This is a genomic window from Telluria aromaticivorans (assembly GCF_013003915.1).
Taxonomy (GTDB): domain Bacteria; phylum Pseudomonadota; class Gammaproteobacteria; order Burkholderiales; family Burkholderiaceae_D; genus Telluria; species Telluria aromaticivorans.
In genome coordinates this window covers 40,715-65,211 of sequence record NZ_JABAIV010000009.1, presented here as the reverse complement: position 1 = coordinate 65,211, position 24,497 = coordinate 40,715, and the positions used below count along the sequence as shown (strand labels likewise).

The following is a 24,497-nucleotide window of genomic DNA, read 5'->3' as shown; positions in this document are numbered from 1 at the left end:
GTGCCATGAGCGCGAAAACGACTGGTATTGCACGAAAAGCGATGACGCAGGAAGTATGCATCGACTTGCCTGGGGAACGAGTCCAATGCTGGCGATCAAGCGACCAGGTCAAGGTCGTCCTTCGCAAGCATCGTGATGTCATCTTTGACATCAATCTCAAGAGCGATACGATTTATACGGTCGAATCCAAATCGGAATTTTATAGTCCGAGGGAAAGGAAATTATTGAGGAAGGCGAGTTTCTTCGACGGGCAGCGACTTCAAATTTGGGTTGGCCGAGAGTTTAAAGACACTCTGATACTTACAGCGAATGGGGTAGTCTTGGGGAAGTATAAAGTAGTGGATCTTGATCCAGCGATTTATGGATCCGACCCTAAGGACAAACCCGAGCCTTTGCTGATCGTGTTGGGTAAGAGAGAGCTAGCGTCTGACGCCGCAGGTATGACTACCGATCCGCTGAAGCTTAAGCAGAACCAGTTAGACATTTTCTCAGTATTAGAGCCGAAATTGCCACTTCTGGCCTCTATGAGCAGCACACGATTCGATTACTCGTACTCTGCGGAGCCGCCAGAGGTAAGGGAGTACGTTGCGGTGACTGATGTCCGACCAGAAGAAATTCGGCCGGAAGTCTTGAAAGAGTTGGAGACTGGGCCGGTTACTGGGAAACCCAGCGAGCTGTTTGCAGCTACAGCGCCGAGCAGTCGAGACTCTCATCTCTACAAGGCCCTAGGTGCTGTTGCCTCTACAATTTCAGGCAATGAAATTGTGACGAGTAACTGGTTCAAAGAGTCGGCAGGTTACCTGCAGGAACATCTAAAATCTCTCGATAAGATTCTGATGACGGTGCGTATCGAGAAGAAGCCTAAGGGACAATATGGCGCGATATTGAAAGGCAAGCCATTTGTAAAAGTTATTTCCGCTGCGCTTGCAGGGAAAGCAGCAAAAACCGTCCATGAAAATGTTCACCTAGGCTCAAAGGCCACCAGTTTTATTGATGGGGGTTTTTCCAAAAGCGGGAAGGCGGGATATGGTGCTCGTCGCATAATGCTCACTGCTGCTGAAAACTTCAAGGGGGGAGTAAAAGTACAGATCCTAGGAACAGTGATCGACCTGTTCGTCGACGTGCATTCAGTGTATTTCGATGAGAAAGGTAGTAAAGATCTTTCCGAGTTCTTGGGGCGGGCAGGTGTCACGCTCGTCAAGGCTGGTTTGACTGCCGCGCTTGGAAGTGTCTTCGCGGCGGGCGGCATCGCGCTCGTCACCGCTGGCGCTGCTTTTGCCGGGCTAGCAGCAGCACCTGTGATTGCCGTCGTTGCGGTAGCGATTGGTGGCTATATTTTTGCTGCAGCCATCGTTGACTTTATCGATGACGGCCTCAGTGTGAAGCAAACTGTAGCGGGACTTTCCAGATGATGATATCGAATCGGTTACTTTCATACGTATCTCTATCGACGTTCATGTGTGTGGGAGGGGTAGCGGGAGGTGGCGCAATTACCCACAAATTGGCAGGGTATAACGCAGCCCTTTCGTTCGCGAAATTTGGCGCTTGCATGGTGCTTGCATTATTGTTGGTGCAACTGATTCTTTCTTTAAAAGGCCAAAAGCGAGCCATTTACTTGATACTTTTTAACATGGCTTTTACCTTCGGAATTGTGGTGTTTATGTCGTGCTTAATATTGCCGTTGTTTTGGGTTCCTGCAATCGAATCTAACGTAAAGCTCTCATTGCTTTTGGTTTCCGCAAGTTTATGGATAGTAAATATAAAACGAGGTATTGATATCTTTAATTTAAGATGGACCGATGCGGGGGGTAAATTATTATTGCGCTACTACAGGAAGCAGGAAAGAGAGATCGACTGGAATGGAATTCTTGGATCGTTGAAAATGTCAATTGCCATTTACATGCCTGGAGTTCCTGAAGTATTGAATCCACTTGTTTCAATTCTCATTGTCATTTCAATGTTGGCAGGGTTGTCGCTCCGCAGTATTTTCCCAGAGGCCAGTTTGTTCGCATGGGGAGTCCCGATAATAATCGTAATTTCCCTCATTATGCAGATGGTAGGATTCGGAATAGCTCAGTTCTTGACGCTGAATTCTCTTGAAAGAGAAGCCGGCGCTCAGATAAGGCCGATATAACCATAAGTTTTGCGATGTTACTGCGCGGCACTATGATATCGCGATGGGTAACAAAGGAGAATTATGAAAAATACTGCATCTGTGATTATCGCAGTGATAATGCAATGTTTCGAACTCACGGCTCTGGCAGTTGAATTGATTTATTCTGCTAAATCAGATATCTCGGATAACCAATTTTTGGCATATGGTTATAATTCGAGCACGAAGATGATTGCGGGATATCTTGCTGCGCTTAGGGCCGCTCCAGGAAGGACTGATGAGTGCAAAGTGGTCTTCAAGGGTAATCCCAATCGTTTAGTGGTTAGGTGTTTTTAAAATAAATGGGTGCCCGGGAGCGGCGAGCAGTCCGATGCCAGTGTTTATATAAAAAAAGAAGGTAATGCGACATATCTCGCATTTTCCAAAAAATCCTTGAGAGGCGATTGTGATTGGATATTGCCATTTAACATAGGGTCAAGTGTATTCGAGACCTCGGCTGAGGTCGCCGTATCGATGAAAGTTTCAGGCGCTGGAAACTGGAATGCGGTGTATGTGATAGCTGCTAAGCGAGCTAGATTTCATAGTCAGCCAAATGACGCTTTTGTACGACCAGCGTATCTTGTTGAAGGTGATGTCATATACGTTTATCCTGAGCAACCTGACTGGTATTTTGTTCAGTATGAAGAAGGAAAAAAAAAGACGATAGGCTGGATCAGAAAGGCTGATACAGTACAGCCGTAATTTGCTGAAGGCTCGTCGATAACTGAAGATATTTGGCGTGGCATTTTGCTGAGCTTACCGGCCTTCGGGTGTTTTTACGCACTAATTGCCGTGGTCGCAGCGCGGTGTTATGACACGGAAGCCTTGAAATCCCCCCAACCCGCACAACATGTCTTCCTGATCACATTTTTCGATGAGGAGCATGACCATGAGCCCATCCGACGCACAGGTATTGCATGATTTCCTCGGCCAGCTTGTCCAGGCCCGTGGCTTGAAGAAAGACCCGGAAGCAGACGCGCTGATCCAGCGTGCGGTCGAGCAGCAGCCCGACGCCGCCTACCTGCTGGTGCAGCGCGTGCTCCTGATGGAGCAGGCTCTGAACAGCGCCAAATCCCAGATCGCAACACTGGAAAACCAGCTGCGCCAGCAGCCGCAGTACCAGCAGCACCAGCAAACGCAAGGCGGCGGCTTCCTCGACTCCGTCTTCGGCCATCGCCGCCAGGTGTCCCATCCCCAATCGCACCACATGTCCTACCAGCACGCCTACCCGGGTTCCATGGGCAGCGGCATGCCGGGCTTCCTGCGTGGTGGTGGTGGTGGAGGTCTACTTGGATCGATCGCCGCAACTGCAGCCGGGGTAGCCGCAGGCAGCTTCCTGTTCCACGGCCTGGACAACATCTTCCATGACCATGACGGCAACGGCGCAGCCCACCTGTTAGGTGACAACCAGCTGGGAGGCAGCGACCTGTCGGGGAGCGCACTCGCAGACCAGGCCGGCCTGGGCGACATCGGCCAGGCCGATAATTTGCTGGACAGCGAACCTGGCCTGGACGGCAATGGCGGCGTCGTCGATGGCGACGGCTCCGAAGACGGCCTGTTTGGCTAAGACCGCGAGACGCTGCGAAGCTACATCTGCTGGAACAAGTGAGCGTGATTGCGGCTGACTTCCAGCTCGCCCGCGAAACTGCGTAGCCTGAGCATCTGCCGCCCGCGCAGGTCGCGCGTGACTTCGGCGATGGCATCGACCCGCACCAGGGTCGAGCGGTGGATGCGCCAGAACTCGTCCGGATCCAGCTCGTCCGCCAGCTCCTTGAGCGTCTTGCGGATCAGGAGCTGGGTCGTGGCGGTCTGCACGCAGGTGTACTTGTCTTCGGCCTGGAAGAACAGGATCTCGCGGGTGCTGACCATGCGCAGGCTGCCGCCGACCTGCGCCTGGATCCAGCGCAGGTAATCAGGCTTGGCGGCAGCGCCACCTTGCTTGAGGAGCGTGCCCAGTTCAGCCAGCTGCGCGCCGATGTCCTGCGGCGCCTGGGTCAGGCGTTTGCGCACCCGCTCGCAGGTGGTTTGCAGGCGCGCCGGCGTCACCGGCTTTAACAGGTAGTCGATCGCGCCCTGTTCGAAGGCGTCCAGCGCGTACTGGTCGTAGGCGGTCACGAACACGATGTGGCAGCGGTCGTAGAGCTGGCGTGCCGCGTCGATGCCGCCCATGCCGGGCATGCGGATATCCAGGAAGGCGATGTCCGGCTTGTGCTTGGCGGCCAGCGCGAGCGCCTCCATGCCATTCGCGGCTTCGCCCACGATATACAGTTCGGGCCATGCCTCTGCCAGCCGCATGCGCAACTGCTCGCGCAGCGGCGCTTCGTCGTCGGCGATCAGGGCGGTCACGGGCATCAGTCGAACTCCGTCATGCGGTAAGGCAGGCGGATCGAGGCGCAGGCGCCGCCACCCGCAGGCATCTCGATCACCAGTTCCGCGTCCTTCCCGTACAGCAGGGCGAGGCGTTCGCGGATGTTGGCCAGGCCAACTCCTTCGTCTGCGTGCAGGTTGATGCCGACGCCATCGTCGCAGACATCCACGTGCAGGATCGCGCCTTCGACATGGGCCTTGATCGTGATCGTGCCGCCTGCCACCTTCGGCTCGAGGCCGTGCTTGATCGCGTTCTCGATCAGGGTCTGCAGCATCATCGGCGGGAAGGGCGAGCTGCCCAAGAAGTCCGGCACCTCGAAGCGCACGGCGAGGCGTTCCTTCATGCGCGCCTGCATGATGGCCAGGTAGGCCTTCGACATTTCCACCTGCTTGCCGAGCGTGCCGCCACCACCGGCGCGCATCTGCGGCAGCGAGGAACGCAGGTATTCGATCAGGTGGGCATGGACACGCGCGGCTTCCTTCGAATCGGTCTCGATCAGCTGGCCGATCAGCGCCAGGGTGTTGAACAGGAAGTGCGGCTCGACCTGGGCCTGCAAGGTCGCCATCTGCGCTTCCATCAGGCGCCGCTCCAGCGTGGCGACATTGGCCTTGTCGGAGGCGTCCTTGGCGGTGAGTTCGGCGCGGCGCTTGCCGCCTGCGAGCACCTTGACGCCGAAGGAGATCAGGATGAACCAGATCGCCGGTTCGGCCAGCTGGAAGAAGATGCCGAACACGAAGACCACGAACCAGGTCACGTACAGCTGGCGCCACTCGACCAGGGCCAGCCAGTCGAAGAAGCCCCACCACAGGGCGCTTGCTTCGCTGACGGCTTCGCGCACGAAGTCGAGTGCGCGGTTGATCGGTGCGGCGGCCATGGCTTACTCCACGATCTGCGAAGGGCGGCGACCGAACAGGGCCGTGGCGACGAGCTTGAGCAGCAGGAAGCCTATGAACAGCGTCAGCGCGAGCGGGACGATGGTCAGCAGGCAGGCCAACAGGATCGACACCGCCAGCAGGGCCGGCCACGGCAGGGCGGCCAGGGTGCGGGCGCCGGAGCGCACGGCGCGGTTGCATTGACGGCCGAGGTCTTGCATGTCGGCGACGAAGGATTGGAAACGTGTGGTTTTCATGTGATGCGTCCTTTGCGAGGGTTGATGGTGCTACTTTAGGGGGAGCACACCGAGCGCGCCAGAAGCATCCGACGAAGTGCCGGAAACCCGGCATTGGCGGTAAGGAGAACGGATAAGCGGGAAGGACCGTGTACGCTCAGCGGCTGGGACGCGCGTCCCAGTAACTCTTGAGCAGGCCATAGTTGATGGTGTCGGCCATCTCGCCGTGCACGAACCAGCGCTCCGGCATATAGCCTTCCTTGCGAAACCCCATCCGTTCCAGCACGGCGCCGGATGCGGCGTTGCGCGGGTCGATGTCGGCTTCGACGCGGTTCAGGCGCAGCTCATGAAAGCCGTAGTCGAGCGCCGCGCCGAGGGCTTCGCAGGCGTAGCCCTTGCCCCAGTGCTGGCTGGCGAGGGCGTAGCCGATTTCGCAGCGGCGGTTTTGCGGGAAGACGTGGTGCAGGCCGACGGTGCCGATCAGGACGCCGGTCTCCGCCAGTTCGATGCCGAAGCGGACTTCGCTCTGGTCGCGGTAGCAGTCGAGCGCGTGCCCGATCGTGGTTTCCGCGTCCGCCACCGAGGTCCACGGCTCGGCGCTCCAGTAACGCACCACGGCCGGATCGGAGAACACGGCGAACAGGTCGGCGGCATCGTCCAGCGTCAGGGGGCGCAGGGTGAGCCGGTTGGTCGTCAGGATGGGCGTGGGATAACTGGGCATGGTGGGAATGATAACATTGCCTGATCCATCATGCTCAAGCCGCTGCCGCCACCGCCCGCACCACCAGGTCGCCGACCAGCTGCTCGGCATCCTCGAAATCCCTGCCGGTGAGTTCCGGCTGGCCCAACACCAGCGTCATTTGCGCCGAGAAGTCGGCATACGATTGCGTCATCGCCCACAGGGCGAACAGCAGGTGGGTGGCGTTCACGCGCGCGATGCGGCCGTCCGCCATCCAGCGCTCGAATACCTCGATGTCGCGGCGCAGCAGCGGCACCACGCGTTCGCGGATCTGGTCGCCGTAGAACTTGGCCCCGCCGATGACTTCCATCGCATACACGCGCGAAGCCCAGGGCTGCTCGCGGGAGAAACGCAGCTTGGCCGCGACATAGGCGCGCAGCACGTCGGCCGGTGCGCCGTCGGCATTGGCCAGGTGGGCCATGCGTTCTAGCCAGTCGTCCAGCACGTCGTCGAGCACCCGCTTGTACAGGCTTTGCTTGGTCGGGAAGTAGTACATCAGGTTCTGCTTGGACATCGCGGCGCGTTCGGCGACGGCGGCGATGGTCGTGCCTTCGAAGCCGCATTCGGCGAACAGGCGCGTGGCTTCGAGCAGGATCGCGGTCTCGACCCGGTCGCGCCGTTTGGCGGCGGTGCCGGCGTTGTCTGTGTCGCTTATCTGGAGGTCCATGGATTCCTCAGCGCTGGGTACGCAGGAAGGCAAGCAGTTGCGGGTTGGCCGCGTAGGCGGCATTGAAGCGGAACCAGATGCGGCCTGGCGCGCGCTGGGTAAAGAACTCGCCTGGGGCAAGCAGGATGCCTGCCTTCAGGGCGGCATCGGCGATGCTGCGTCCATTGCGGCCCGGCGTCGGCGCCTCCTGCCAGCCGGCGCTGACGAACATGCCGCCGCGCGGGCGCGCCAGTGGGCTCATGCCGATACTGTCCAGGGCCTCGAGCGTGCGTTCGCGCGCATCGATCAGCTGCACGGCCAGGCGCTCGACCATGCGGCGGTAGCCGCGCGCGCTGGTGGCGTCGAAGACCGCGCGTTCGTTGATTTCCGAGGTCGTCAGCCCGGTCACCATCTTCACGCGCAGCAGTTCCGGCACCAGCGAGCGCGAGGCGCACAGCGAGCCGACCCGCAGCACCGGCGACAGGGTCTTGGAAAAGCTGCCGACGCGGATCACGCGGCGCAGCCCGTCCATCGCCGCCAGCGAGGCTTCACCGGGCGCGGCCAGCTCGCGGTAGATGTCGTCTTCGACCAGCCAGAAGTCGAACTGCTCGGCCAGCGCGAGCAGGCGGTGTGCCTGCGCCTGCGACAGCGAGGTGCCGAGGGGATTCTGCAGCACCGTGTTGACGAACATGAGCTTGGGCTGGAGCGCATGCGCCTGGCGCGCCAGCTCCTCCATGTCCAGTCCTGCTTCCGTGCGCGGGATGCCGACCGGGATGCAGCCGTGGTGGCGCACCAGCGACAGCAAATTGCTGTAGCCCGGGTCTTCCACCAGCACGACGTCGCCGGGGCGCGTCAGCGTGCGCAGCACGAGATCGAAAGCGTGGGTGGCGCCGTGGGTCATCAGCACCTGGTCGGGCTCGACGTGGAACAGCTCATCGGACAGGGTCGAGGCCAGGTGCTGGCGCAGCGAGGGGAAGCCGAGCGGATGGCCGTAGCCGCGCAGGCGGCCGGCCGGGATCTTTATGGCGTGGCGTACCGCGTCGAGGATGGTGTTTTCGCCATACCAGTCGGGCGGCAGCCAGCCGGCGCCGACGGGCAGGGCTTCGCCCTGGCCGGAATACAAATCGGGGGCGAGGGCGTCGATCTCGGAATGCAGGCCGGGCTGCGGTCCGGCGGGCGTGCAGGGCGCCTGCGGCAGGCTGCGGGTGACGAAAAACCCGGAGCCGCGGCGCGAGGACAGCAGGCCGAGCTGGTGCAGCCGCTCGTAGGCGTCGACCACGGTGTATGTGCTGACGCTATTGATCTTTGCGAATTGTCTAACAGAGGGCATTTTCGTACCGGCACCCAACTGACGCTCGTTTACCATCGTCGAGATGGCCCCGACGATCTGGTCGACCAGGCTGCCGCGCTTGCTCCTGTCGATGGCGAGCAGCGGCCAGGCTGCACCGGATGCCGGCCCCGGCGCGCTATCGGACGCTCCGCAAGGAAAACCTTCTGTCAAAACAGCTTCTTCCATCGCCGCCGCTCCGTTCCACGGGTGTTCAACTGTACAGGTTAAGCTACCAGTACGGTTGGTCGGTTTTGCCGTTGGTGTATCTGTGCCGGTGTTGCCTTGCTGACTATTATTGATCAATATTTTGCCAACTGGTAAAAATTTTTCGCCAATATGGCGGGGAGAGTCGCATGAACGAATCCAGGCCCAAGTCGATGTCGTCGTTTTGGATGCCCTTTACCAATAACCGCGACTTCAAGGCCAATCCGCGCCTGCTGGTCTCGGCCGAAGGCATGTATTACAAGGACGTGGACGGCAACAGCATCCTGGACGGCACCGCCGGCCTTTGGTGCGTTCCCTGCGGCCACGCCCAGCCGCGCATCACGGCAGCCGTCAGCGAAATGGTCGGCCAGCTCGACTTCGCGCCCACCTTCCAGATGGGCCATCCGGCTGCGTTCGACCTGGCCGAGCAGCTGATGGATTACACCGGCCACAAGTTCGGCCACGTCTTCTATACCAACTCCGGCTCTGAAGCAGTGGACACCGCGCTGAAGATGGCGCTGGCCTACCACCGCGCGCGCGGCGAGGGCGGGCGCACCCGCCTGATCGGCCGCGAGCGCGGCTACCACGGCGTCGGCTTCGGGGGCCTGTCGGTGGGCGGCATCGGCAACAACCGCAAGAGCTTCGGCCCGCTGCTGCCGGGCGTGGACCACCTGCCGCACACCCACAACCTGCTGAAAAACGCCTTCTCGCGCGGAGAACCGGACTTCGGCGTCGAGCTGGCCGACGAGCTGGAACGCTTGGTGACCCTGCACGACGCCTCGACCATCGCCGCCGTCATCATCGAGCCGGTGTCGGGCTCCACCGGCGTGCTGGTGCCGCCCAAGGGTTACCTGAAGCGCCTGCGCGAGATCTGCGACAAGCACGGCATCCTCTTGATCTTCGACGAAGTGATCACTGGTTTCGGCCGCCTGGCCACGCCGTTTGCGAGCGATTATTTCGGCGTCGAGCCGGACATGATGACCACGGCGAAAGGCCTGACCAATGGCGTGGTCCCGATGGGCGCCGTGTTCACCAAGCGCTTCATCCACGATGCCTTCATGGATGCGCCGGCCGGCATCGAGCTGTTCCACGGCTATACCTATTCGGGCCACCCGCTGGCCTGCGCGGCCGCGATCGCGACGCTCGAGGTCTTCCGCGAGCAGGGAGTTACCGAGAACGCGAAAGAGCTGCAGCCTTACTTTGAAGACGCCCTGCATTCGCTGCGCGGCCTGCCGCACGTGATTGATATCCGCTCGATCGGCCTGGTGGCCGGCATCGAACTCGAACCGATCGCCGGCAAGCCGGGCGCGCGCGCCTACAGCGCCTTCAAGCAGGCCTTCGCGGACGGTGTCCTGATCCGCGTGACGGGCGACATCATCGCGCTGTCGCCGCCGCTGGTCCTCAACAAGCAGCACATCGACGAACTGTTCGGCAAGCTGGCCAACGTACTCAAGAACCTGGACTGATCCAATGACCCTGATTTCACATTTCATCAACGGCCAGCAGGCCCACCCCGAAGGCACGCGCCAAGCCGACGTGTTCAATCCGGCGAAGGGCGAACCCTGCGCCCGGGTGGCGCTGGCCGAGCCGCGCGACGTCGATGCGGCAGTGGCGGCAGCGTCCAAGGCCTTCCCGGCCTGGGCCGCGACCCCGCCGCTGGCGCGCGCCCGCGTCCTGTTCAAATACCTGCAGCTATGCCAGCAGCACACCGACGAATTCGCGGCGATGGTCACCCGCGAGCATGGCAAGACCTTCGCCGATGCGCAAGGCGAAGTCGCACGCGGCATCGAGATCGTGGAGTTCGCGGTCGGCATCCCGCAGATGCTCAAAGGTGAATTCTCCGACCAGATCGCGCGCGGCATCGACGCCTGGTCGATGCGCCAGCCGCTCGGCGTGGTGGCTGGGATCACCCCCTTCAACTTCCCGGTGATGGTGCCGATGTGGATGTTCCCGGTTGCGATCGCGTGCGGGAATACCTTCGTGCTCAAGCCGTCCGAACGCGATCCGTCGCCTTCGCTGCTGCATGCGCGCCTGCTCAAGGAGGCCGGCCTGCCGGACGGCGTCTTCAACGTGATCCAGGGCGACAAGGTGGCGGTCGACGCGCTGCTGGACCACCGCGACATCCAGGCGATCAGCTTTGTCGGTTCGACGCCGATCGCCGAATACATCTATTCGCGCGGCTCGGCCAAGGGCAAGCGGGTACAGGCCCTCGGCGGCGCCAAGAACCACATGGTCGTGATGCCGGATGCCGACATGGAGATGGCGGTCGACGCCCTGATCGGCGCGGCCTACGGCTCGGCCGGCGAGCGCTGCATGGCGATCTCGGTGGCCGTGGCCATCGGCGACGCCGGCGACAAGCTGGTGGCCGGGCTGGCCGAGCGCACCGCGCGGCTCAAGGTCGGCGACGGCATGAGTGAAGGAGCCGAAATGGGGCCGGTGGTCACCGCCGCGGCCAAGGAACGCATCGAACGCCTGATCGGCCAGGGCGTGGAGCAGGGCGCCACGCTGGTGGTCGATGGCCGTGGCTGCAGCGTCGAGGGCTGCGAGAAGGGCTTCTTCGTGGGCGGCACCCTGTTCGACCACGTCACCTCCAACATGACGATCTACCAGGAAGAGATCTTCGGACCGGTGCTGTGCGTGGTGCGCCTGCCGGACGTGGGCAGTGCGGTGGAACTCATCAACGCCAACGAATACGGCAACGGCGTCGCCATCTTCACGCGCGACGGCGGCGTGGCGCGCGAGTTCGTGCGCCAGATCGAAGTCGGCATGGTCGGCGTGAACGTGCCGCTGCCGGTGCCGATGGCCTTCAACAGCTTCGGCGGCTGGAAGCGCAGCCTGTTCGGCGACCACCACGCCTACGGTCCCGAAGGCGTGCGTTTCTATACGCGCCACAAGGCGGTGATGGAGCGCTGGCCCAACACGGCCAGCAGCGGGCCGGAGTTCTCCTTCCCGCAGATGAAGTAGACAGGTCGATTAACATAATACGCATAGGGATGCACATGATCGAATCACTCCAGCACCTGCCGACAGCAAGCGGGTCGAACGGCGAGCTCGCGTCGCAGTTCACCGACCTGGCGCCGCCGCTGACCGCGCGCCAGGCGGCAGTCGAGGCGGCGCGCTGCCTGTACTGCTATGACGCCCCCTGCATGAATGCCTGCCCGACCGGCATCGACGTCGCCAGCTTCATCAAGAACATCCACGACCAGAACATCGACGGCGCCGCCTACGGCATCCTGAAGGCGAACATTTTCGGCGGCAGCTGCGCGCGCGTCTGCCCGACCGAGATCCTATGCGAAGACTCTTGCGTGCGCAACAACCCGGCCGAGCGCGAGCCGGTGCGCATCGGCCTGCTGCAGCGCTATGCCATCGACCATGCGAACTTCGCCGGCCATCCATTCGAGCGCGCGCCGTCCACCGGCAAGGTGATCGCCGTGGTCGGCGCCGGCCCGGCCGGCCTGTCCTGCGCGCACCGCCTGGCCATGCTGGGCAATGACGTGGTGGTCTACGAGGGGCGCTCGAAGGCGGGTGGCCTGAACGAATACGGCATCGCCAAGTACAAGCTGCCGGGCGATTTCGCCCAGCAGGAAGTCGACTTCCTGTTGTCGATCGGCGGCATCCACATCGAATACGGCCGCAAGCTGGGCGAGAACCTGAGCCTGGCCGAGCTGCATACGCGCTATGACGCGGTCTTCCTGGGCATCGGACTGGCGGCCAGCCGTTCGCTCGGCCTGACGGGGGAAAACGCGCTTGGCCTGATGGCTGCGGTCGACTACATCGCCGCGCTGCGCCAGGCGACCGACCTGTCGACCATGCCGGTGCCGCGCCGCGTGATCGTCATCGGCGCCGGCAACACCGCCATCGACATGGCGGTGCAGGTCAAGCGCCTCGGCGCCGAAGACGTCACCCTGGTCTACCGCCGCGGTCTGGAGTCGATGAGCGCGACCGGCCACGAGATCGAGATCGCCAAGGCCAACTACGTACGCATCCGCACCTGGGCCTCGCCGCTCGAGGTGCTGCTGGACGATGCGGGCCGCGTGACCGGCATGCGCTTCGAGCAGACCCGCATGGAAGAAGGGCGGCTGGTGCGCACCGGCGGCTTCCTCGAGATCGCGGCCGATGCCGTGTTCAAGGCGATCGGCCAGGGCATGGACGATGCCGGTTTCAACGAGCCGCTGGCCGGTGAACTGTCGCGAGAGGGCGATCGCATCTGGATCGACAACCGCTTCCGCACTGCGCTGCCCGGCATCTACGCCGGCGGCGACTGCGTCGCACCGGGGCAGGACCTGACGGTGCAGGCAGTCCAGCACGGAAAACTGGCCGCACTCAGCATCCACGAAGACATCCAATCGAAGACGGAGGCAGCATGGCCGACCTGAGCATCGATTTCTGCGGCATCAAGAGCCCGAACCCGTTCTGGCTGGCCTCCGCGCCCCCGACCGACAAGGCCTACAACGTGGTGCGCGCCTTCGAGGCGGGGTGGGGCGGCGTGGTGTGGAAGACGCTGGGCGAAGACCCGCCGGCGGTCAACGTCTCGTCGCGCTACTCGGCCCATTACGGCAAGAACCGGGAAGTCATCGGCTTCAACAACATCGAACTGATCACCGACCGCAGCCTCGAGATCAACCTGCGCGAAATCACGCAGGTGAAAAAGGACTGGCCGGACCGCGCCATGATCGTGTCGCTGATGCTGCCCTGCGAGGAAGCGCTATGGGCCGCGATCCTGCCGCTGGTGGAAGCCACCGGCGCCGACGGCATCGAACTGAATTTCGGCTGCCCGCACGGCATGCCCGAACGCGGCATGGGTGCGGCGGTGGGGCAGGTGCCGGAATACGTGCAGATGGTCACCAGCTGGTGCAAGAAGCACACGCGCCTGCCGGTCATCGTCAAGCTCACGCCGAACATCACCGACGTGCGCGCCCCGGCGCGGGCGGCGCTGGCAGGCGGAGCCGATGCGGTGTCCCTGATTAATACGATCAATTCGATCACCCACCTTGATCTCGACCGCATGGTGGCCTTCCCGGTGGTGGGCAATGCCAGTACCCACGGCGGCTATTGCGGATCTGCTGTGAAGCCGATCGCGCTGAACATGGTGGCCGAGATCGCGCGCGATCCGCAAACGCGCGGCCTGCCGATCTCCGGCATCGGCGGCATCGGCAACTGGCGCGACGCGGCCGAGTTCATCGCGCTCGGCGCCGGCTCGGTGCAGGTGTGCACGGCCGCCATGCTGCATGGCTTTCGCATCGTCGAAGAGATGAAGGACGGCCTGTCGCGCTGGATGGACGCGCAGGGCTATGCCAACATCGCCGCCTTCTCGGGCCGGGCCGTGCAGAACACGACCGACTGGAAATACCTGGACATGAATTACCACGTGATCGCCCAGATCGACCAGGACAAGTGCATCAAGTGCGGCAAGTGCTACGTGGCCTGCGAGGATACCTCGCACCAGGCGGTCGGGCGGTCGGTGGACGAAGCAGGCATCCGGCGCTACGAGGTGATCAAGGACGAGTGCGTGGGCTGCAACCTGTGCGAGATTACCTGCCCGGTGGAGGCCTGCATCACCATGGTGCCGCAGCCCAGCGGGAAGCCGTATATGAACTGGACGCAGGATCCACGCAATCCACGGGCAGAGCCGGTTACAGCCTGATTCTGTAGGGTGGGCGGGTCTTCCCGCCCGCGCGTTCAAATCACGGCTGCTGGCCCGCTCCGTGGTTTACCCCGTTCGTTGAACGCGCGGGCGGCGAAGCCGCCCACCCTACGACAAACCGATTGCGCTACACTCGGCTGCATCCTTCGCAACCGACGAAAAGGGTTCAACATGCACCACAACGTAAGTTCAGATCTCTGGAACGAAGACCTGGCCCCGACCACCGCGGCGCAGCGCACCTGGCGCTGGTACCACTTCGCGGCGCTGTGGGTCGGCATGGTGATGTGCATTCCTGCCTACACACTGTCGGCCAGCTTGATCGAATCGGGCATGTCGGGCTGGCAGGCGGTGTGGACGGTCTTCCTGGCCAATGCGATCGTGCTGGTGCCGATGCTCCTGATCGGCCACGCCGGCACCAAATACGGCATTCCCTACGCTGTGCTGGCGCGCAGCTCCTTCGGCACCAGCGGCGCCAAGCTGCCGGCGCTGATGCGCGCCATCGTCGCCTGCGGCTGGTACGGCATCCAGACCTGGTTCGGCGGCAGCATGATCTACACGCTGCTGGGCGTGATGAACGGCGCGCCGATCGGCGGCGACCCGATTGCGGGACTCGGCATCAACATCGCGCAGCTGCTGTGCTTCCTGGGCTTCTGGGCGATCCAGCTCTATTTCATCGTGCACGGGATCGAATCGATCCGCAAACTCGAAACCTATACTGCTCCGCTGAAGATCGCGATCTGCTTCGTGCTGCTGTGGTGGGTGTACGAGCGCGCCGGCGGCTTCGGTCCCTTGCTCGACCGCCCATCGGCCTTTGTGCCGGGCGGCGCGAAAGAGGGCCAGTTCTGGCAGGTATTCTGGCCTTCGCTCACGGCAATGATCGGTTTCTGGGCCACGCTGGCCCTGAACATTCCCGACTTCACGCGCTTCGCGAAAACCCAGCGCGACCAGGTCATCGGCCAGTCGGTAGGCCTGCCGGTGCCGATGGGCTTACTCGCCGCGCTGGCGGTGATCGTTACCTCGGCCACCGTGGTCTTGTACGGCAAGGCGTTGTGGGACCCGGTCGACCTGGCCAGCCGCATGGAAGGCATTGCCGTGCTGGTGGCCCTGATCGTGCTGCTGGTCGATACGGTCAGCGTCAACCTGGCGGCCAACCTGGTCGGCCCGGCCTACGATTTCTCTGCGCTGGCGCCGCGCGCCATCAGCTACCGGCTGGGCGGCTACATCACCGCCGGCCTGGCGCTGGTGATGATGCCCTGGAAAATATTGGCGTCGACCCAGAACTACATCTTCACCTGGCTGGTCGGCTATTCGGCGCTGCTCGGGCCGATTGCCGGCATCCTGATCGTCGATTACTACCTGGTGCGCAAGACCGAGCTCGATGTCGCCCAGATGTACCGCGACGACGGCATCTACTCGTACGGTAACGGTTGGAACATGGCCGCCATCGTGGCCTTCGTGCTGGGCGTATTGCCGAATATCCCGGGCTTCCTGAACGCAGCCTTCCCGGCATCCTTCCCGGATGTGGGCGAGGCCTTCAAGACCATCTACACCTACGCATGGTTCGTCGGCGTCGCCATCGCGGCGGTCGTCTATGGCGCCATGATGCGAGGCCACCGTGTCGCGGCGCTCGCCCCGCGACATTCCTGAACCAAGGAGAACGATTCGATGATGACCCTGATCCGTGGCGGTACCGTGATAAACGCCGACCGCGCCTTCCGCGCCGACGTGCTGTGCGAAGGCGACAAGATAATGGCGGTCGGCGAGAACCTCGACGCTCCCGCCGGCGCCACCATCGTCGATGCGGGCGGCCAGTACGTCATGCCGGGCGGGATCGACACCCACACCCACATGCAGTTGCCCTTCATGGGCACCGTCACCGCCGACGATTTCTTCACCGGCACCGCGGCCGGGCTGGCGGGCGGCACGACCACCATCATGGACTTCGTGATCCCGAACCCGCAGCAGTCCCTGCTGGAGGCCTTCAATACCTGGCGCGGCTGGGCCGAAAAATCGGCCGGCGACTACACCTTCCACGTGGCGGTAACGTGGTGGGACCAGTCGGTGCACGAGGAGATGGGCGTGCTGGTGCGCGATCACGGCGTGAACAGCTTCAAGCACTTCATGGCCTACAAGAACGCGATCATGGCCGACGACGAAACCCTGGTGAAGAGCTTCCGCCGCTCGCTCGAACTGGGCGCCATCCCGACGGTCCATGCTGAAAACGGCGAGCTCGTTTATCAGTTGCAGCAGGAGCTGCTTGCCAAGGGTATCCGCGGAGTAGAGGCGCATCCGCTCTCGCGCCCGCCGGAAGTCGAGGCCGAAGCCGCCAACCGGGCCATCGCGATTGCCAACGTCCTCGGCACCCCGGTGTATATCGTGCACGTGTCCTGCGCCGAGTCGCTTGAGGCCATCACGCGCGCGCGCGCCAAGGGGCAGCGCGTCTACGGCGAAGCCCTGGCCGGCCACCTCGTCATCGACGACAGCGTCTACCGCCACCCTGACCCGGAATTCGCACGCGCCCACGTCATGAGTCCGCCGTTCCGCAGCAGCCACCACCAGCAGGCCCTGTGGCAGGGCCTGCGCGGCGGGAACCTGCACACCACCGCGACCGACCACTGCACCTTCTGCGCCGAGCAGAAAGCGGCCGGCAAGGACGACTTTACGCGGATCCCGAACGGCTGCGGCGGCGTGGAAGAGCGCATGGCGGTGGTCTGGGATGCGGGTGTCAATACCGGTCTCCTCACCCCGTCCGAGTTCGTGAAAGTGACGTCCACCAATGCGGCCCAGATCTTCAATATCTACCCGCGCAAGGGCGTGATCCAGGTTGGTGCGGATGCCGACATCGTGGTCTGGGACCCGGAAGGCACCCGCACCATTTCCGCTGCGACCCAGCATTCGAAAGGCGGCTTCAACGTGTTCGAGGGACGCACCGTGCGCGGCATCCCGACCCATACCATCGCCGCCGGCAAGCTCGTGTTCGAGCGCGGCGAGCTGCGCGCCGAACCTGGCGCGGGTCGCCACATCGAACGCCCAGCCTTTACCGCCACCGTCGCCTGACCTGATCCATCACGAGGAAATCGCAATGAACGAACTGCGTATCAATGGCGACCGCCTGTGGAAGTCCCTCATGGACCTGGCCGCGATCGGCGCCACAGAGAAGGGCGGCGTCAAGCGCCTGGCCCTGACCGACCTCGATCGCCAGGGCCGCGACCTGGTGGTGAAATGGGCGGTTGACGCCGGCCTGTCGATCACGGTCGACCAGATCGGTAACGTCTTCATGCGGCGCGAAGGGCGCAACCCGGCGCTGCCGCCGATCGTTACCGGCAGCCACGTCGACACCCAGCCCACCGGCGGCAAGTTCGACGGCAACTACGGCGTGCTGGCCGGGCTGGAAGTGGTGCGCACCCTGAATGACATGAATATCCAGACCGAGGCGCCGATCGAGGTCGCGTTCTGGACCAACGAGGAAGGCTCGCGCTTCGTGCCCGTGATGATGGGCTCGGGCGTGTTCTGCGGCGCCTTCAGCCTGGAGACCGCCTATGCGGCGGTCGATACTGAAGGCAAGAGCGTGCGCGAGGAACTGGAACGTATCGGCTATCTCGGTGACGAAGTGCCCGGCCGGCACCCGATCGGCGCCTATTTCGAGACCCATATCGAGCAGGGCCCGGTGCTGGAAGACGCCGACAAGGTGATCGGCGTGGTGCCGGCGGTGATGGGCCTGTCGTGGTACGACTGCACCGTCAGTGGCATGGAGGCGCACGCCGGGCCGACGCCGATGGGCCTGCGCCGCGATGCGCTGCAGGTGGCCACCGTCATCATGCAGGAAGTCGTGCAGATTGCGAACCGCTACCAGCCTTACGGCCGTGGCACGGTGGGCATGGTGGAAGTGTTCCCGAACAGCCGCAACGTGATCCCGGGCAGGGTCAAGTTCAGCATCGACCTGCGCAACGTGAACGACGAGCTGCTGGGCACCATGCACGAGGAGATGCTGGCCTTCGTGGCGAAAACGCGCGAACAAAGCGGCCTGCCGATCGATCTCGAGCGCGTGTCCTATTATCCTCCTTGCCCCTTCCACCCCGATTGCGTGGGCGCCGTGCGCGCCGTGACCGAAAAACTCGGCTATTCGACGATGGACGTGGTCTCGGGCGCCGGCCACGACGCGATCTATGCCGCGCGCGTCGCGCCCTCCGGCATGATCTTCGTGCCCTGCAAGGACGGCATCAGCCACAACGAAATCGAAGACGCGCAGCCGGCCCACCTGGAAGCAGGCTGCAACGTGCTGCTGCATGCGATGCTGGAGCGCGCCCGGATCGTGGACTGACAGGGGCTTTGGCGGCCCCAGCCGAATGTGGCGACGCCGCTGCAGTAAAAATGTCATGATCGTGTCATTACTCAGGGAGGATGACACGGTGTGGCTGGAACGGAGTTGGCAAACAATATTGCAGGAATTTTCGGACCTGGGGGATGTGGAGTCCATTACCCGTGTCGTCCTGCGCCTGATGGTGGCGGTGGTGCTGGGCGGGATGCTCGGCTACGAGCGTGAGACCGTGGGTGCGTCGGCAGGCTTGCGCACGCACATGCTGGTCTCGCTCGGTTCGGCCTTGTTCGTGCTGATCCCACTGCAGGCTGGCATGGGTATCAGTGACCTGTCGCGGGTCTTGCAAGGCGTCACAGCAGGCATCGGCTTCATCGGAGCCGGGGCCATCCTCAAACACTCGAACCAGAACGATATCAAGGGCGTGACCACGGCTGCCAGCGTATGGCTGACCGCTGCCATCGGCATCGCAGCCGGCATGGGGCGCGAGGCGACGGCCGTGCTCAGTGCCTTGTTTGCGCTCGCAATCCTGGGATTATTGCGGATCACGCCCAAGAAACCACTGATCGTCCAACCGGCAGACCCGGTGGTCTCCTCAAGCCGCCGCAACGTCGAGACCACGGAGAAATATGAGTAGCACCTGGCCCGCGATCTCGGCATCGTCTGCCGTCATCGTCTCGAGCGGGTTGTGGCTGATGCCGCCGTTGCCGCAGCGGGTGAATAGCATCGCCACCTCGGTAATCGATGCCATCTCCATGGCGTCGTGGCCGGCGCCCGACAGCAGGTCGTAGCGCGGCAGGCCGCTGTCTTCGATGGCCTTGCCCAGCCGGTCCATCAGGCGCGGCGCGCAGGGCGCGGCGTCGGCTTCGACCAGCTTCCACAGCTTTTCGTCGATGCCGCGGCGCGCGCAGATGGCGCTGATGCCGGCCAAAATATCGTCCACCGCTTCCAGGCGGACCGCGTCGTCGGCTGCGCGGATGTCGAGCGACAGCCGGCACTGGCCGGGAATCACGTTGACCGAACCGGAAGGCACCTCTAACTGGCCGACCGTGCCGACCAGCGAACCGCGCCCGCTGCAGCGCGCCTCCACCAGCAACACGATCTCCGCGGCGGCGGCGGCGGCATCGCGCCGCATGCCCATCGGGGTGGTGCCGGCATGGCTGGCCACGCCGCCCAGTTCGACCAGGTAGCGCGAGCTGCCCGCAATCGCCGTCACCACGCCCACCGGCAGGCCGCGCTCGAGCAGCACCGGTCCCTGTTCGATATGGACTTCGACGAAGCCGAGCAGCATTGCCGGGTCGCGCGCAATGCCGGCGATGGCTGCGGGATCGTGGCCGGCCGAGACCAGCGCCTCGCGCATGGTGACGCCTTCTGCGTCCTGCTGCTCGAGCAGGATCGGGTTGAAGCGTCCGGTGATGGCGCTGCTGCCGAGGAAGGTGCTGCGAAAACGTACGCCTTCTTCTTCTGCAAAGCCGATCACCTCCAGGTGGAAGGGCAGGCGTTCGCCGCGTTCTTTCAGGTGGGCTACCAGCGTGATCGGCAGCAGGATGCCGAGCCGCCCGTCGTACTTGCCGCCGTTGCGCACGGTGTCGTAGTGCGAGCCGGTGATGAGGGTCTTCGCATCGGGCTGCGCCGCTGCGTAGCGCCCGACGACATTGCCGACGGCGTCGATATGGACATCCATGCCGGACTCGATCATCCAGTCGCGCAGTTGCGCGGCGGTGCGCTGGTGCGCCGGCGTCATGTAGGCGCAGGTGAGATGGTCGACGCTGTCACTGATGGCGCCGAGCTGCTCGGCCCATTCCATGACTTGCGGGCCGAACATGTGCTGCACTTTCAACAGTTCGTTCAGGCGGATCTCGGCGATGCGGTGCACCTGGCGCAGGCATTCTGCCAGTTCGTCCGCGGGCTGGTTCTTCAGGCGGCGCGCAAAGGTCTCGATGATGGCGCTGCGGGTCAAGCCTGCACCTAGCGGTCCCTTCACCGCAAGGATGAAGGGGAAGCCGAATTTGTCCTTGTAGGCGGCGTTCAGCTCGTGCAGGGTTGCGTATTCTTCCGCGCTGCAGCGGTTCAGGCCCGAGGCGGCCTGTTCCCCGGTCGATTCCGCCGTCAGCTCGCCGGCGATCGCCGCCTTGCCGGCCAGCTCTGGGTGGGCGCGCAGCAGGGCCAGTTGCTGGTCCTTCGAAGCCAGCGTCACCACCGCCTGCAAGCCCTGCTTCAGGGCGACCGGGCTGTCGAATGGACGCAGCACGGCCGCGCCCTCGGCGATCCAGGGCGAGTGTTCGTAGATGCCGCGCAGGGTCGCGACGAAGGCGGCGCGGTCGCAGCTGTTCAGGTCTTGCAAGGTGGTCATGGTGAGCCTCATTCAATCCCGGGATGATAAATCCTGCAACCCCTCCAGCTTATACGCGCCGTCCCATAAGCGGTATTGCGCTTACTTCGTGACCAGGGCGCGGGCCGCGGCGCTCACCTGGTCGCGCAGCCACTTGTGCTCGGTCGACTGGTGCACGCGCTGGTGCCACAACTGGTAGAAGCGCATCGGCGGGAATTTAATGGGCACCGTAAAGCTCTTGAGCGGCAGGATGCGTTCGTAGAAGCGGATGAACTGGCGGCCGGTGGTCAGCACCAGGTCACTCTGGGTCAGCATGTAGGGGATCACGCCGAAATAGGGCGATTCGACCGCCACCGCGCGCTGCAGCCCCAAACGGTCGAGGTGGGCGTCGATCACGCCGTGGTAGCCCGGCAGCATCTGCGAAGGCGCCACGTGCGGCAGGCTGAGGTAATCTTCTACCGTCATGGCGTCGACGGCGGTGCGGCGCGCATAGGGGCTGTCGGCGCGCATGGTGCAGATGATCGGGTCTTCGAACAGCTTCGAGATGTGCAGGTGGGCGGGCGGCTCGTCCCAGTTGGCGATCACCAGGTCCATGTCGCCGTCGGACAGCATGCGCAGGTAATCCACGCCCGGTCCCAGGCTGTGGAACACCACCTTGCTGTTGGGCGAGCCGCGGCGCAGTGCTGCCACCACGTTCGGCAGGAACTGGGTGTCGAGATAATCGGGCGCGGCGATGTGGAAGGTGCGCGTGGCTTCTTCCGGCACGAAGGGCGACTTGCGCACGAACAGGCTCTCGGTTTCGTCGAGGATGCGTTTGGCCGGCTTGAGCAGGCTTTCGCCATGCTGGGTCGGCACCATGCCGCGCGCGCCGCGCACCAGGAGCGGGTCGCCGGTGAGTTCGCGCAGCTTGCGCAGCGAGGCCGAGATCGAGGGCTGCGGCTGGTTCAGCTTGAGGGCCACGCGCGAGACGTTCTTTTCGACCAGCAGCAGGTAGAGGATGCGGATCAGGTGCAGGTCGAGGTGCTGGGGCAGGCTGGACATCGAGGTGCTCTCAACTGGATAGACGGGTTCGGGTATATCAATCTGGGTATGTCGAATATACGCTAAGTTTCATGTTGCAGAAATGGAAATCCCGTATTGTCGAGGGATACCGCCAACCAGGAAGCCCCCATGGATGTATTCGGATATCTCGGGCCCTATATGCTCGAATGGTTCAACATGCTTGTGCGCTGGCTGCACATCATCACGGGCATCGCCTGGATCGGCGCGTCCTTCTATTTCGTCTGGCTCGACAACACCATTCGACCGCCTGCGCCCGGCTCCGAGCTCGCAAAAAAAGGCGTGGCCGGCGAGCTGTGGGCGGTGCATGGCGGTGGTTTCTACAACCCGCAAAAATACCTGGTGGCGCCAAGCGAACTGCCGAAGGAGCTCCACTGGTTCAAGTGGGAAGCCTATTCCACCTGGACCTCCGGCTTCGCGCTGCTGGTCATCGTCTACTACCTGAATGCGCAGGCGATGATGGTCGACCGCAGCGTGGCAGACCTGGGCAGCTGGCAGGCGGTGGGCATCGGTTTGGGGAGCCTGGTGGTTGGCTGGGTGGTTTATGACCTGCTGTGCCGCTCACCGCTGGGCAAGCACGACCTGGCCTTCGGCCTCGTGATCTTTGCCTTCCTGGTGGCCAGCAGCTATGTGCTGGGCATTCTCCTCAGCGGCCGCGCCGCCTACCTGCATGTGGGCGCCATGATCGGCACCATGATGGTGGCGAACGTGGCGATGCTGATCATCCCGGGCCAGCGCAAGATGGTGAATGCGATGATGGCTGGCGAAAAGCCCGACCCGATCCACGGCATCAAGGCCAAGCAGCGCAGCGTGCATAACAACTACTTCACGCTGCCGGTGCTGTTCATCATGATCAGCAACCACTATGCGATGACCTACCGCCACGAGTACGCGTGGGCAGTGCTGGGCGTGATCATGGCGGCCGGGGTGCTGATCCGCCACTTCTTCAACCTGCGCCACAAGGGCCGGGTCGAGTGGAAGTATCCGGCGGCCGGCGTGGCCCTGCTCCTGGGGCTGGCGGTGGCGATCGCGCCGAAGGCGCCCGTGCAGGCCAGGGCCGCGGCAGGGCTGGACGAGGCGGCGCGCTTCGCCCAGGTTCGCACCATCATGGACCAGCGCTGCGTCTCCTGCCACGCGCAGCAGCCGACCCAGGCGGGCTTTGCCACGGCGCCGGCCGGCGTCATGCTGCATACGCCCGAACTGGTGAGCCAGAACGCGCTGCGCATCTACCAGCAGACGGTGCAGCTGAAGGCCATGCCGCTGGCGAATCTCACCAACATGACCGATGCCGAGCGGGCGCAGGTCGGCGCCTGGTTCGAAGCCGGCGCGAAAACTGGAAAATAAGCCGGGAAAAAACACATGGACAAACAAGTACAGGAACGGCTGCTGGCCTGGATCGACGAGCACTTCGACGAAGAAGTCGGCTTTCTCCAGCAGGTTGTGCGCATCCCCACCGATACCCCGCCGGGGGATAACGCGCCCCATGCGGAGGCGGTGGCAGGCATGCTCACGCAGTATGGCTGGACGGCCGAGAAGCACGCCGTGCCTGAACAAGCGGTGCGCGACTACGGCATGGAGAGCATCACCAACCTGGTCGTGCGCCGCCCGTATGGCGCGGGCGGCCCGACGCTGGCGCTGAACGCGCACGGTGACGTGGTGCCGCCGGGCGAAGGCTGGAGCAAACCACCCTACGGCGCCGAGATCCATGACGGCGCCGTCTACGGCCGCGCAACGGCCGTCTCGAAAGGCGACTTCGCCACCTATGTGTTCGCCGTGCGCGCGCTGGAAGCGCTCGGCTTGAGCCTCAAGGGCGCGCTCGAACTGCACTTCACTTATGACGAGGAATTCGGCGGCCTGCTGGGCCCCGGCTGGCTGCTGGAGCAGGGCTTGACCAGGCCCGATTACGTGATCGCGGCGGGCTTCAGCTACAACATCGTCACCGCCCACAACGCCTGCCTGCAGCTCGAGATCACGGTGCAAGGCAAGGCCGGCCACGGCGCCATGCCGGAGACCGCGGTGGATGCGCTGCAGGCCGCCACCCGCATCCTGAACGCGATCTATGGCCAGCTGCCGGATCTCAAGAAGATCAAGTCACAGGTTCCCGGCATCGATTCGCCCACGATGCTGGTGGGCCGCATCGATGGCGGCACCAATACCAATGTGGTGCCGGGCAAGGTGGTCATGAAGATGGACCGCCGCATGATTCCCGAAGAAGACCCGGTGGCCGTAGAGGCGCAGGTACGCAAGCTGGTCGAGGACGCGGTGGCCGGCATGCCGGGCATCCGGCTCGAAATCCGGCGCCTGCTGCTGTCGCATGCACTGCGGCCATTGCCGGGCTCGGACAAGCTGGTGGCGAGCCTGCAGCGCCACGGCCGCGCCATCCTCGGCGAAGACATCCCGGCCCAGGGCACGCCGCTGTATGCGGATGCCCGCCTGTACGGCGAGCGCGGCATCCCCGCGGTGCTCTATGGCGCCGGGCCGCGCACGGTGCCGGAATCGAATGCGAAGAAGGCCGACGAACACTTGCAACTGGAAGACCTGCGCAAGGCCACCAAGGTGGTGGCGCTCACGCTGCTGGACTTCCTTGCCGACAAATAGGC

21 protein-coding genes are annotated in these 24,497 nt (G+C 63.3%); 13 read left to right on the top strand and 8 right to left on the bottom strand.

What is annotated here, in order from left to right:
• The first annotated feature begins 5 nt into the window (after nucleotides 1–5).
• The 3 genes from HGB41_RS20295 to HGB41_RS20285 all read left to right on the top strand — a co-directional run bounded on the left by HGB41_RS20295 (nucleotide 6) and on the right by HGB41_RS20285 (nucleotide 3,719).
• Nucleotides 6–1,412 carry a hypothetical protein gene (locus tag HGB41_RS20295; RefSeq protein ID WP_171087870.1) on the top strand — a complete coding sequence of 469 codons (1,407 nt, stop codon included), beginning with the start codon at nucleotides 6–8 and terminating at the stop codon, nucleotides 1,410–1,412.
• Nucleotides 1,409–2,134 carry a hypothetical protein gene (locus tag HGB41_RS20290; RefSeq protein ID WP_171087868.1) on the top strand — a complete coding sequence of 242 codons (726 nt, stop codon included), beginning with the start codon at nucleotides 1,409–1,411 and terminating at the stop codon, nucleotides 2,132–2,134. The genes HGB41_RS20295 and HGB41_RS20290 overlap by 4 nt, the downstream gene beginning before the upstream one ends.
• 907 nt (nucleotides 2,135–3,041) lie before the next feature.
• Nucleotides 3,042–3,719, top strand: a complete 678-nt coding sequence (locus HGB41_RS20285; protein ID WP_171087866.1) for a DUF2076 family protein — start codon at nucleotides 3,042–3,044, stop codon at nucleotides 3,717–3,719.
• A 20-nt stretch (nucleotides 3,720–3,739) separates the two neighbouring features.
• On the opposite strand, the gene HGB41_RS20280 is transcribed toward HGB41_RS20285, so the two are convergent.
• From HGB41_RS20280 to HGB41_RS20255, 6 genes are all read right to left on the bottom strand, one after another.
• Nucleotides 3,740–4,504 carry a LytR/AlgR family response regulator transcription factor gene (locus tag HGB41_RS20280; RefSeq protein WP_171087864.1) on the bottom strand — a complete coding sequence of 255 codons (765 nt, stop codon included), beginning with the start codon at nucleotides 4,502–4,504 and terminating at the stop codon, nucleotides 3,740–3,742.
• Nucleotides 4,504–5,394, bottom strand: coding sequence for a sensor histidine kinase (locus HGB41_RS20275; RefSeq protein WP_171087862.1), 891 nt, complete (start codon nucleotides 5,392–5,394; stop codon nucleotides 4,504–4,506). The genes HGB41_RS20280 and HGB41_RS20275 overlap by 1 nt, the downstream gene beginning before the upstream one ends.
• Before the next feature lie 3 nt (nucleotides 5,395–5,397).
• Nucleotides 5,398–5,649, bottom strand: a complete 252-nt coding sequence (locus HGB41_RS20270; protein WP_229423140.1) for a hypothetical protein — start codon at nucleotides 5,647–5,649, stop codon at nucleotides 5,398–5,400.
• Nucleotides 5,650–5,785: 136 nt separating this feature from the next.
• Nucleotides 5,786–6,349, bottom strand: a complete 564-nt coding sequence (locus HGB41_RS20265; protein ID WP_171087860.1) for a GNAT family N-acetyltransferase — start codon at nucleotides 6,347–6,349, stop codon at nucleotides 5,786–5,788.
• A 34-nt stretch (nucleotides 6,350–6,383) separates the two neighbouring features.
• On the bottom strand, nucleotides 6,384–7,034 hold the full coding sequence (locus tag HGB41_RS20260) for a TetR/AcrR family transcriptional regulator (protein ID WP_171087858.1): 651 nt from the start codon (nucleotides 7,032–7,034) through the stop codon (nucleotides 6,384–6,386).
• A gap of 7 nt (nucleotides 7,035–7,041) precedes the next feature.
• Nucleotides 7,042–8,529: an aminotransferase-like domain-containing protein gene (locus HGB41_RS20255; protein ID WP_171087857.1), complete on the bottom strand. Its 1,488-nt coding sequence runs from the start codon at nucleotides 8,527–8,529 to the stop codon at nucleotides 7,042–7,044.
• Nucleotides 8,530–8,696: 167 nt separating this feature from the next.
• Between HGB41_RS20255 and aptA the strand changes: the two genes are divergently transcribed.
• The 8 genes from aptA to HGB41_RS20215 all read left to right on the top strand — a co-directional run bounded on the left by aptA (nucleotide 8,697) and on the right by HGB41_RS20215 (nucleotide 19,143).
• Nucleotides 8,697–10,013: an omega-aminotransferase AptA gene (gene aptA / locus HGB41_RS20250; protein WP_171087855.1), complete on the top strand. Its 1,317-nt coding sequence runs from the start codon at nucleotides 8,697–8,699 to the stop codon at nucleotides 10,011–10,013.
• A gap of 4 nt (nucleotides 10,014–10,017) precedes the next feature.
• The gene (locus tag HGB41_RS20245) at nucleotides 10,018–11,511 is read left to right on the top strand and encodes a CoA-acylating methylmalonate-semialdehyde dehydrogenase (RefSeq protein ID WP_171087853.1); all 1,494 of its coding nucleotides are present in this window, start codon (nucleotides 10,018–10,020) and stop codon (nucleotides 11,509–11,511) included.
• A 35-nt stretch (nucleotides 11,512–11,546) separates the two neighbouring features.
• Nucleotides 11,547–12,923, top strand: coding sequence for an NAD(P)-dependent oxidoreductase (locus HGB41_RS20240; protein WP_171087850.1), 1,377 nt, complete (start codon nucleotides 11,547–11,549; stop codon nucleotides 12,921–12,923).
• Entirely contained in the window at nucleotides 12,911–14,191 is a 1,281-nt protein-coding gene (gene preA, locus HGB41_RS20235; protein ID WP_171087847.1) for an NAD-dependent dihydropyrimidine dehydrogenase subunit PreA, read from the top strand. Before HGB41_RS20240 ends, preA begins: the two co-directional genes overlap by 13 nt.
• A 171-nt stretch (nucleotides 14,192–14,362) precedes the next feature.
• The gene (locus HGB41_RS20230) at nucleotides 14,363–15,838 is read left to right on the top strand and encodes an NCS1 family nucleobase:cation symporter-1 (RefSeq protein ID WP_171087845.1); all 1,476 of its coding nucleotides are present in this window, start codon (nucleotides 14,363–14,365) and stop codon (nucleotides 15,836–15,838) included.
• Between the two features lie 18 nt (nucleotides 15,839–15,856).
• Nucleotides 15,857–17,248, top strand: a complete 1,392-nt coding sequence (gene hydA, locus HGB41_RS20225; RefSeq protein WP_171087843.1) for a dihydropyrimidinase — start codon at nucleotides 15,857–15,859, stop codon at nucleotides 17,246–17,248.
• A gap of 25 nt (nucleotides 17,249–17,273) precedes the next feature.
• Nucleotides 17,274–18,512: a Zn-dependent hydrolase gene (locus HGB41_RS20220; protein WP_171087841.1), complete on the top strand. Its 1,239-nt coding sequence runs from the start codon at nucleotides 17,274–17,276 to the stop codon at nucleotides 18,510–18,512.
• Between the two features lie 55 nt (nucleotides 18,513–18,567).
• The gene (locus HGB41_RS20215; RefSeq protein WP_171087840.1) at nucleotides 18,568–19,143 is read left to right on the top strand and encodes an MgtC/SapB family protein; all 576 of its coding nucleotides are present in this window, start codon (nucleotides 18,568–18,570) and stop codon (nucleotides 19,141–19,143) included.
• Here HGB41_RS20215 and HGB41_RS20210 read toward each other — a convergent pair.
• Nucleotides 19,102–20,859, bottom strand: a complete 1,758-nt coding sequence (locus HGB41_RS20210; RefSeq protein ID WP_171087838.1) for an allantoate amidohydrolase — start codon at nucleotides 20,857–20,859, stop codon at nucleotides 19,102–19,104. The genes HGB41_RS20215 and HGB41_RS20210 overlap by 42 nt on opposite strands.
• 81 nt (nucleotides 20,860–20,940) lie before the next feature.
• Nucleotides 20,941–21,879, bottom strand: a complete 939-nt coding sequence (locus HGB41_RS20205) for a LysR substrate-binding domain-containing protein (protein ID WP_171087836.1) — start codon at nucleotides 21,877–21,879, stop codon at nucleotides 20,941–20,943.
• 129 nt (nucleotides 21,880–22,008) lie between these two features.
• Here HGB41_RS20205 and HGB41_RS20200 point away from each other — a divergent pair, with 129 nt between their 5' ends.
• Entirely contained in the window at nucleotides 22,009–23,241 is a 1,233-nt protein-coding gene (locus HGB41_RS20200) for a urate hydroxylase PuuD (protein WP_171087833.1), read from the top strand.
• 15 nt (nucleotides 23,242–23,256) lie between these two features.
• Nucleotides 23,257–24,495, top strand: coding sequence for a M20/M25/M40 family metallo-hydrolase (locus HGB41_RS20195; protein ID WP_171087832.1), 1,239 nt, complete (start codon nucleotides 23,257–23,259; stop codon nucleotides 24,493–24,495).
• Nucleotides 24,496–24,497: the final 2 nt, after the last annotated feature.

Bases quoted from the DNA above. Each gene is read 5' to 3' on its own strand.
- HGB41_RS20240 (WP_171087850.1), top strand. From the start codon at position 11,547: ATGATCGAATCACTCCAGCACCTGCCGACAGCAAGCGGGTCGAACGGC.
- HGB41_RS20285 (WP_171087866.1), top strand. From the start codon at position 3,042: ATGAGCCCATCCGACGCACAGGTATTGCATGATTTCCTCGGCCAGCTT.
- HGB41_RS20200 (WP_171087833.1), top strand. From the start codon at position 22,009: ATGGATGTATTCGGATATCTCGGGCCCTATATGCTCGAATGGTTCAAC.
- HGB41_RS20230 (WP_171087845.1), top strand. From the start codon at position 14,363: ATGCACCACAACGTAAGTTCAGATCTCTGGAACGAAGACCTGGCCCCG.
- HGB41_RS20195 (WP_171087832.1), top strand. From the start codon at position 23,257: ATGGACAAACAAGTACAGGAACGGCTGCTGGCCTGGATCGACGAGCAC.
- HGB41_RS20295 (WP_171087870.1), top strand. From the start codon at position 6: ATGAGCGCGAAAACGACTGGTATTGCACGAAAAGCGATGACGCAGGAA.
- HGB41_RS20220 (WP_171087841.1), top strand. From the start codon at position 17,274: ATGAACGAACTGCGTATCAATGGCGACCGCCTGTGGAAGTCCCTCATG.
- HGB41_RS20210 (WP_171087838.1), bottom strand. From the start codon at position 20,859: ATGACCACCTTGCAAGACCTGAACAGCTGCGACCGCGCCGCCTTCGTC.
- HGB41_RS20275 (WP_171087862.1), bottom strand. From the start codon at position 5,394: ATGGCCGCCGCACCGATCAACCGCGCACTCGACTTCGTGCGCGAAGCC.
- HGB41_RS20265 (WP_171087860.1), bottom strand. From the start codon at position 6,349: ATGCCCAGTTATCCCACGCCCATCCTGACGACCAACCGGCTCACCCTG.
- HGB41_RS20260 (WP_171087858.1), bottom strand. From the start codon at position 7,034: ATGGACCTCCAGATAAGCGACACAGACAACGCCGGCACCGCCGCCAAA.
- HGB41_RS20215 (WP_171087840.1), top strand. From the start codon at position 18,568: ATGATCGTGTCATTACTCAGGGAGGATGACACGGTGTGGCTGGAACGG.
- preA (WP_171087847.1), top strand. From the start codon at position 12,911: ATGGCCGACCTGAGCATCGATTTCTGCGGCATCAAGAGCCCGAACCCG.
- HGB41_RS20205 (WP_171087836.1), bottom strand. From the start codon at position 21,879: ATGTCCAGCCTGCCCCAGCACCTCGACCTGCACCTGATCCGCATCCTC.
- HGB41_RS20245 (WP_171087853.1), top strand. From the start codon at position 10,018: ATGACCCTGATTTCACATTTCATCAACGGCCAGCAGGCCCACCCCGAA.
- HGB41_RS20255 (WP_171087857.1), bottom strand. From the start codon at position 8,529: ATGGAAGAAGCTGTTTTGACAGAAGGTTTTCCTTGCGGAGCGTCCGAT.
- HGB41_RS20290 (WP_171087868.1), top strand. From the start codon at position 1,409: ATGATGATATCGAATCGGTTACTTTCATACGTATCTCTATCGACGTTC.
- HGB41_RS20270 (WP_229423140.1), bottom strand. From the start codon at position 5,649: ATGAAAACCACACGTTTCCAATCCTTCGTCGCCGACATGCAAGACCTC.
- aptA (WP_171087855.1), top strand. From the start codon at position 8,697: ATGAACGAATCCAGGCCCAAGTCGATGTCGTCGTTTTGGATGCCCTTT.
- hydA (WP_171087843.1), top strand. From the start codon at position 15,857: ATGATGACCCTGATCCGTGGCGGTACCGTGATAAACGCCGACCGCGCC.
- HGB41_RS20280 (WP_171087864.1), bottom strand. From the start codon at position 4,504: ATGCCCGTGACCGCCCTGATCGCCGACGACGAAGCGCCGCTGCGCGAG.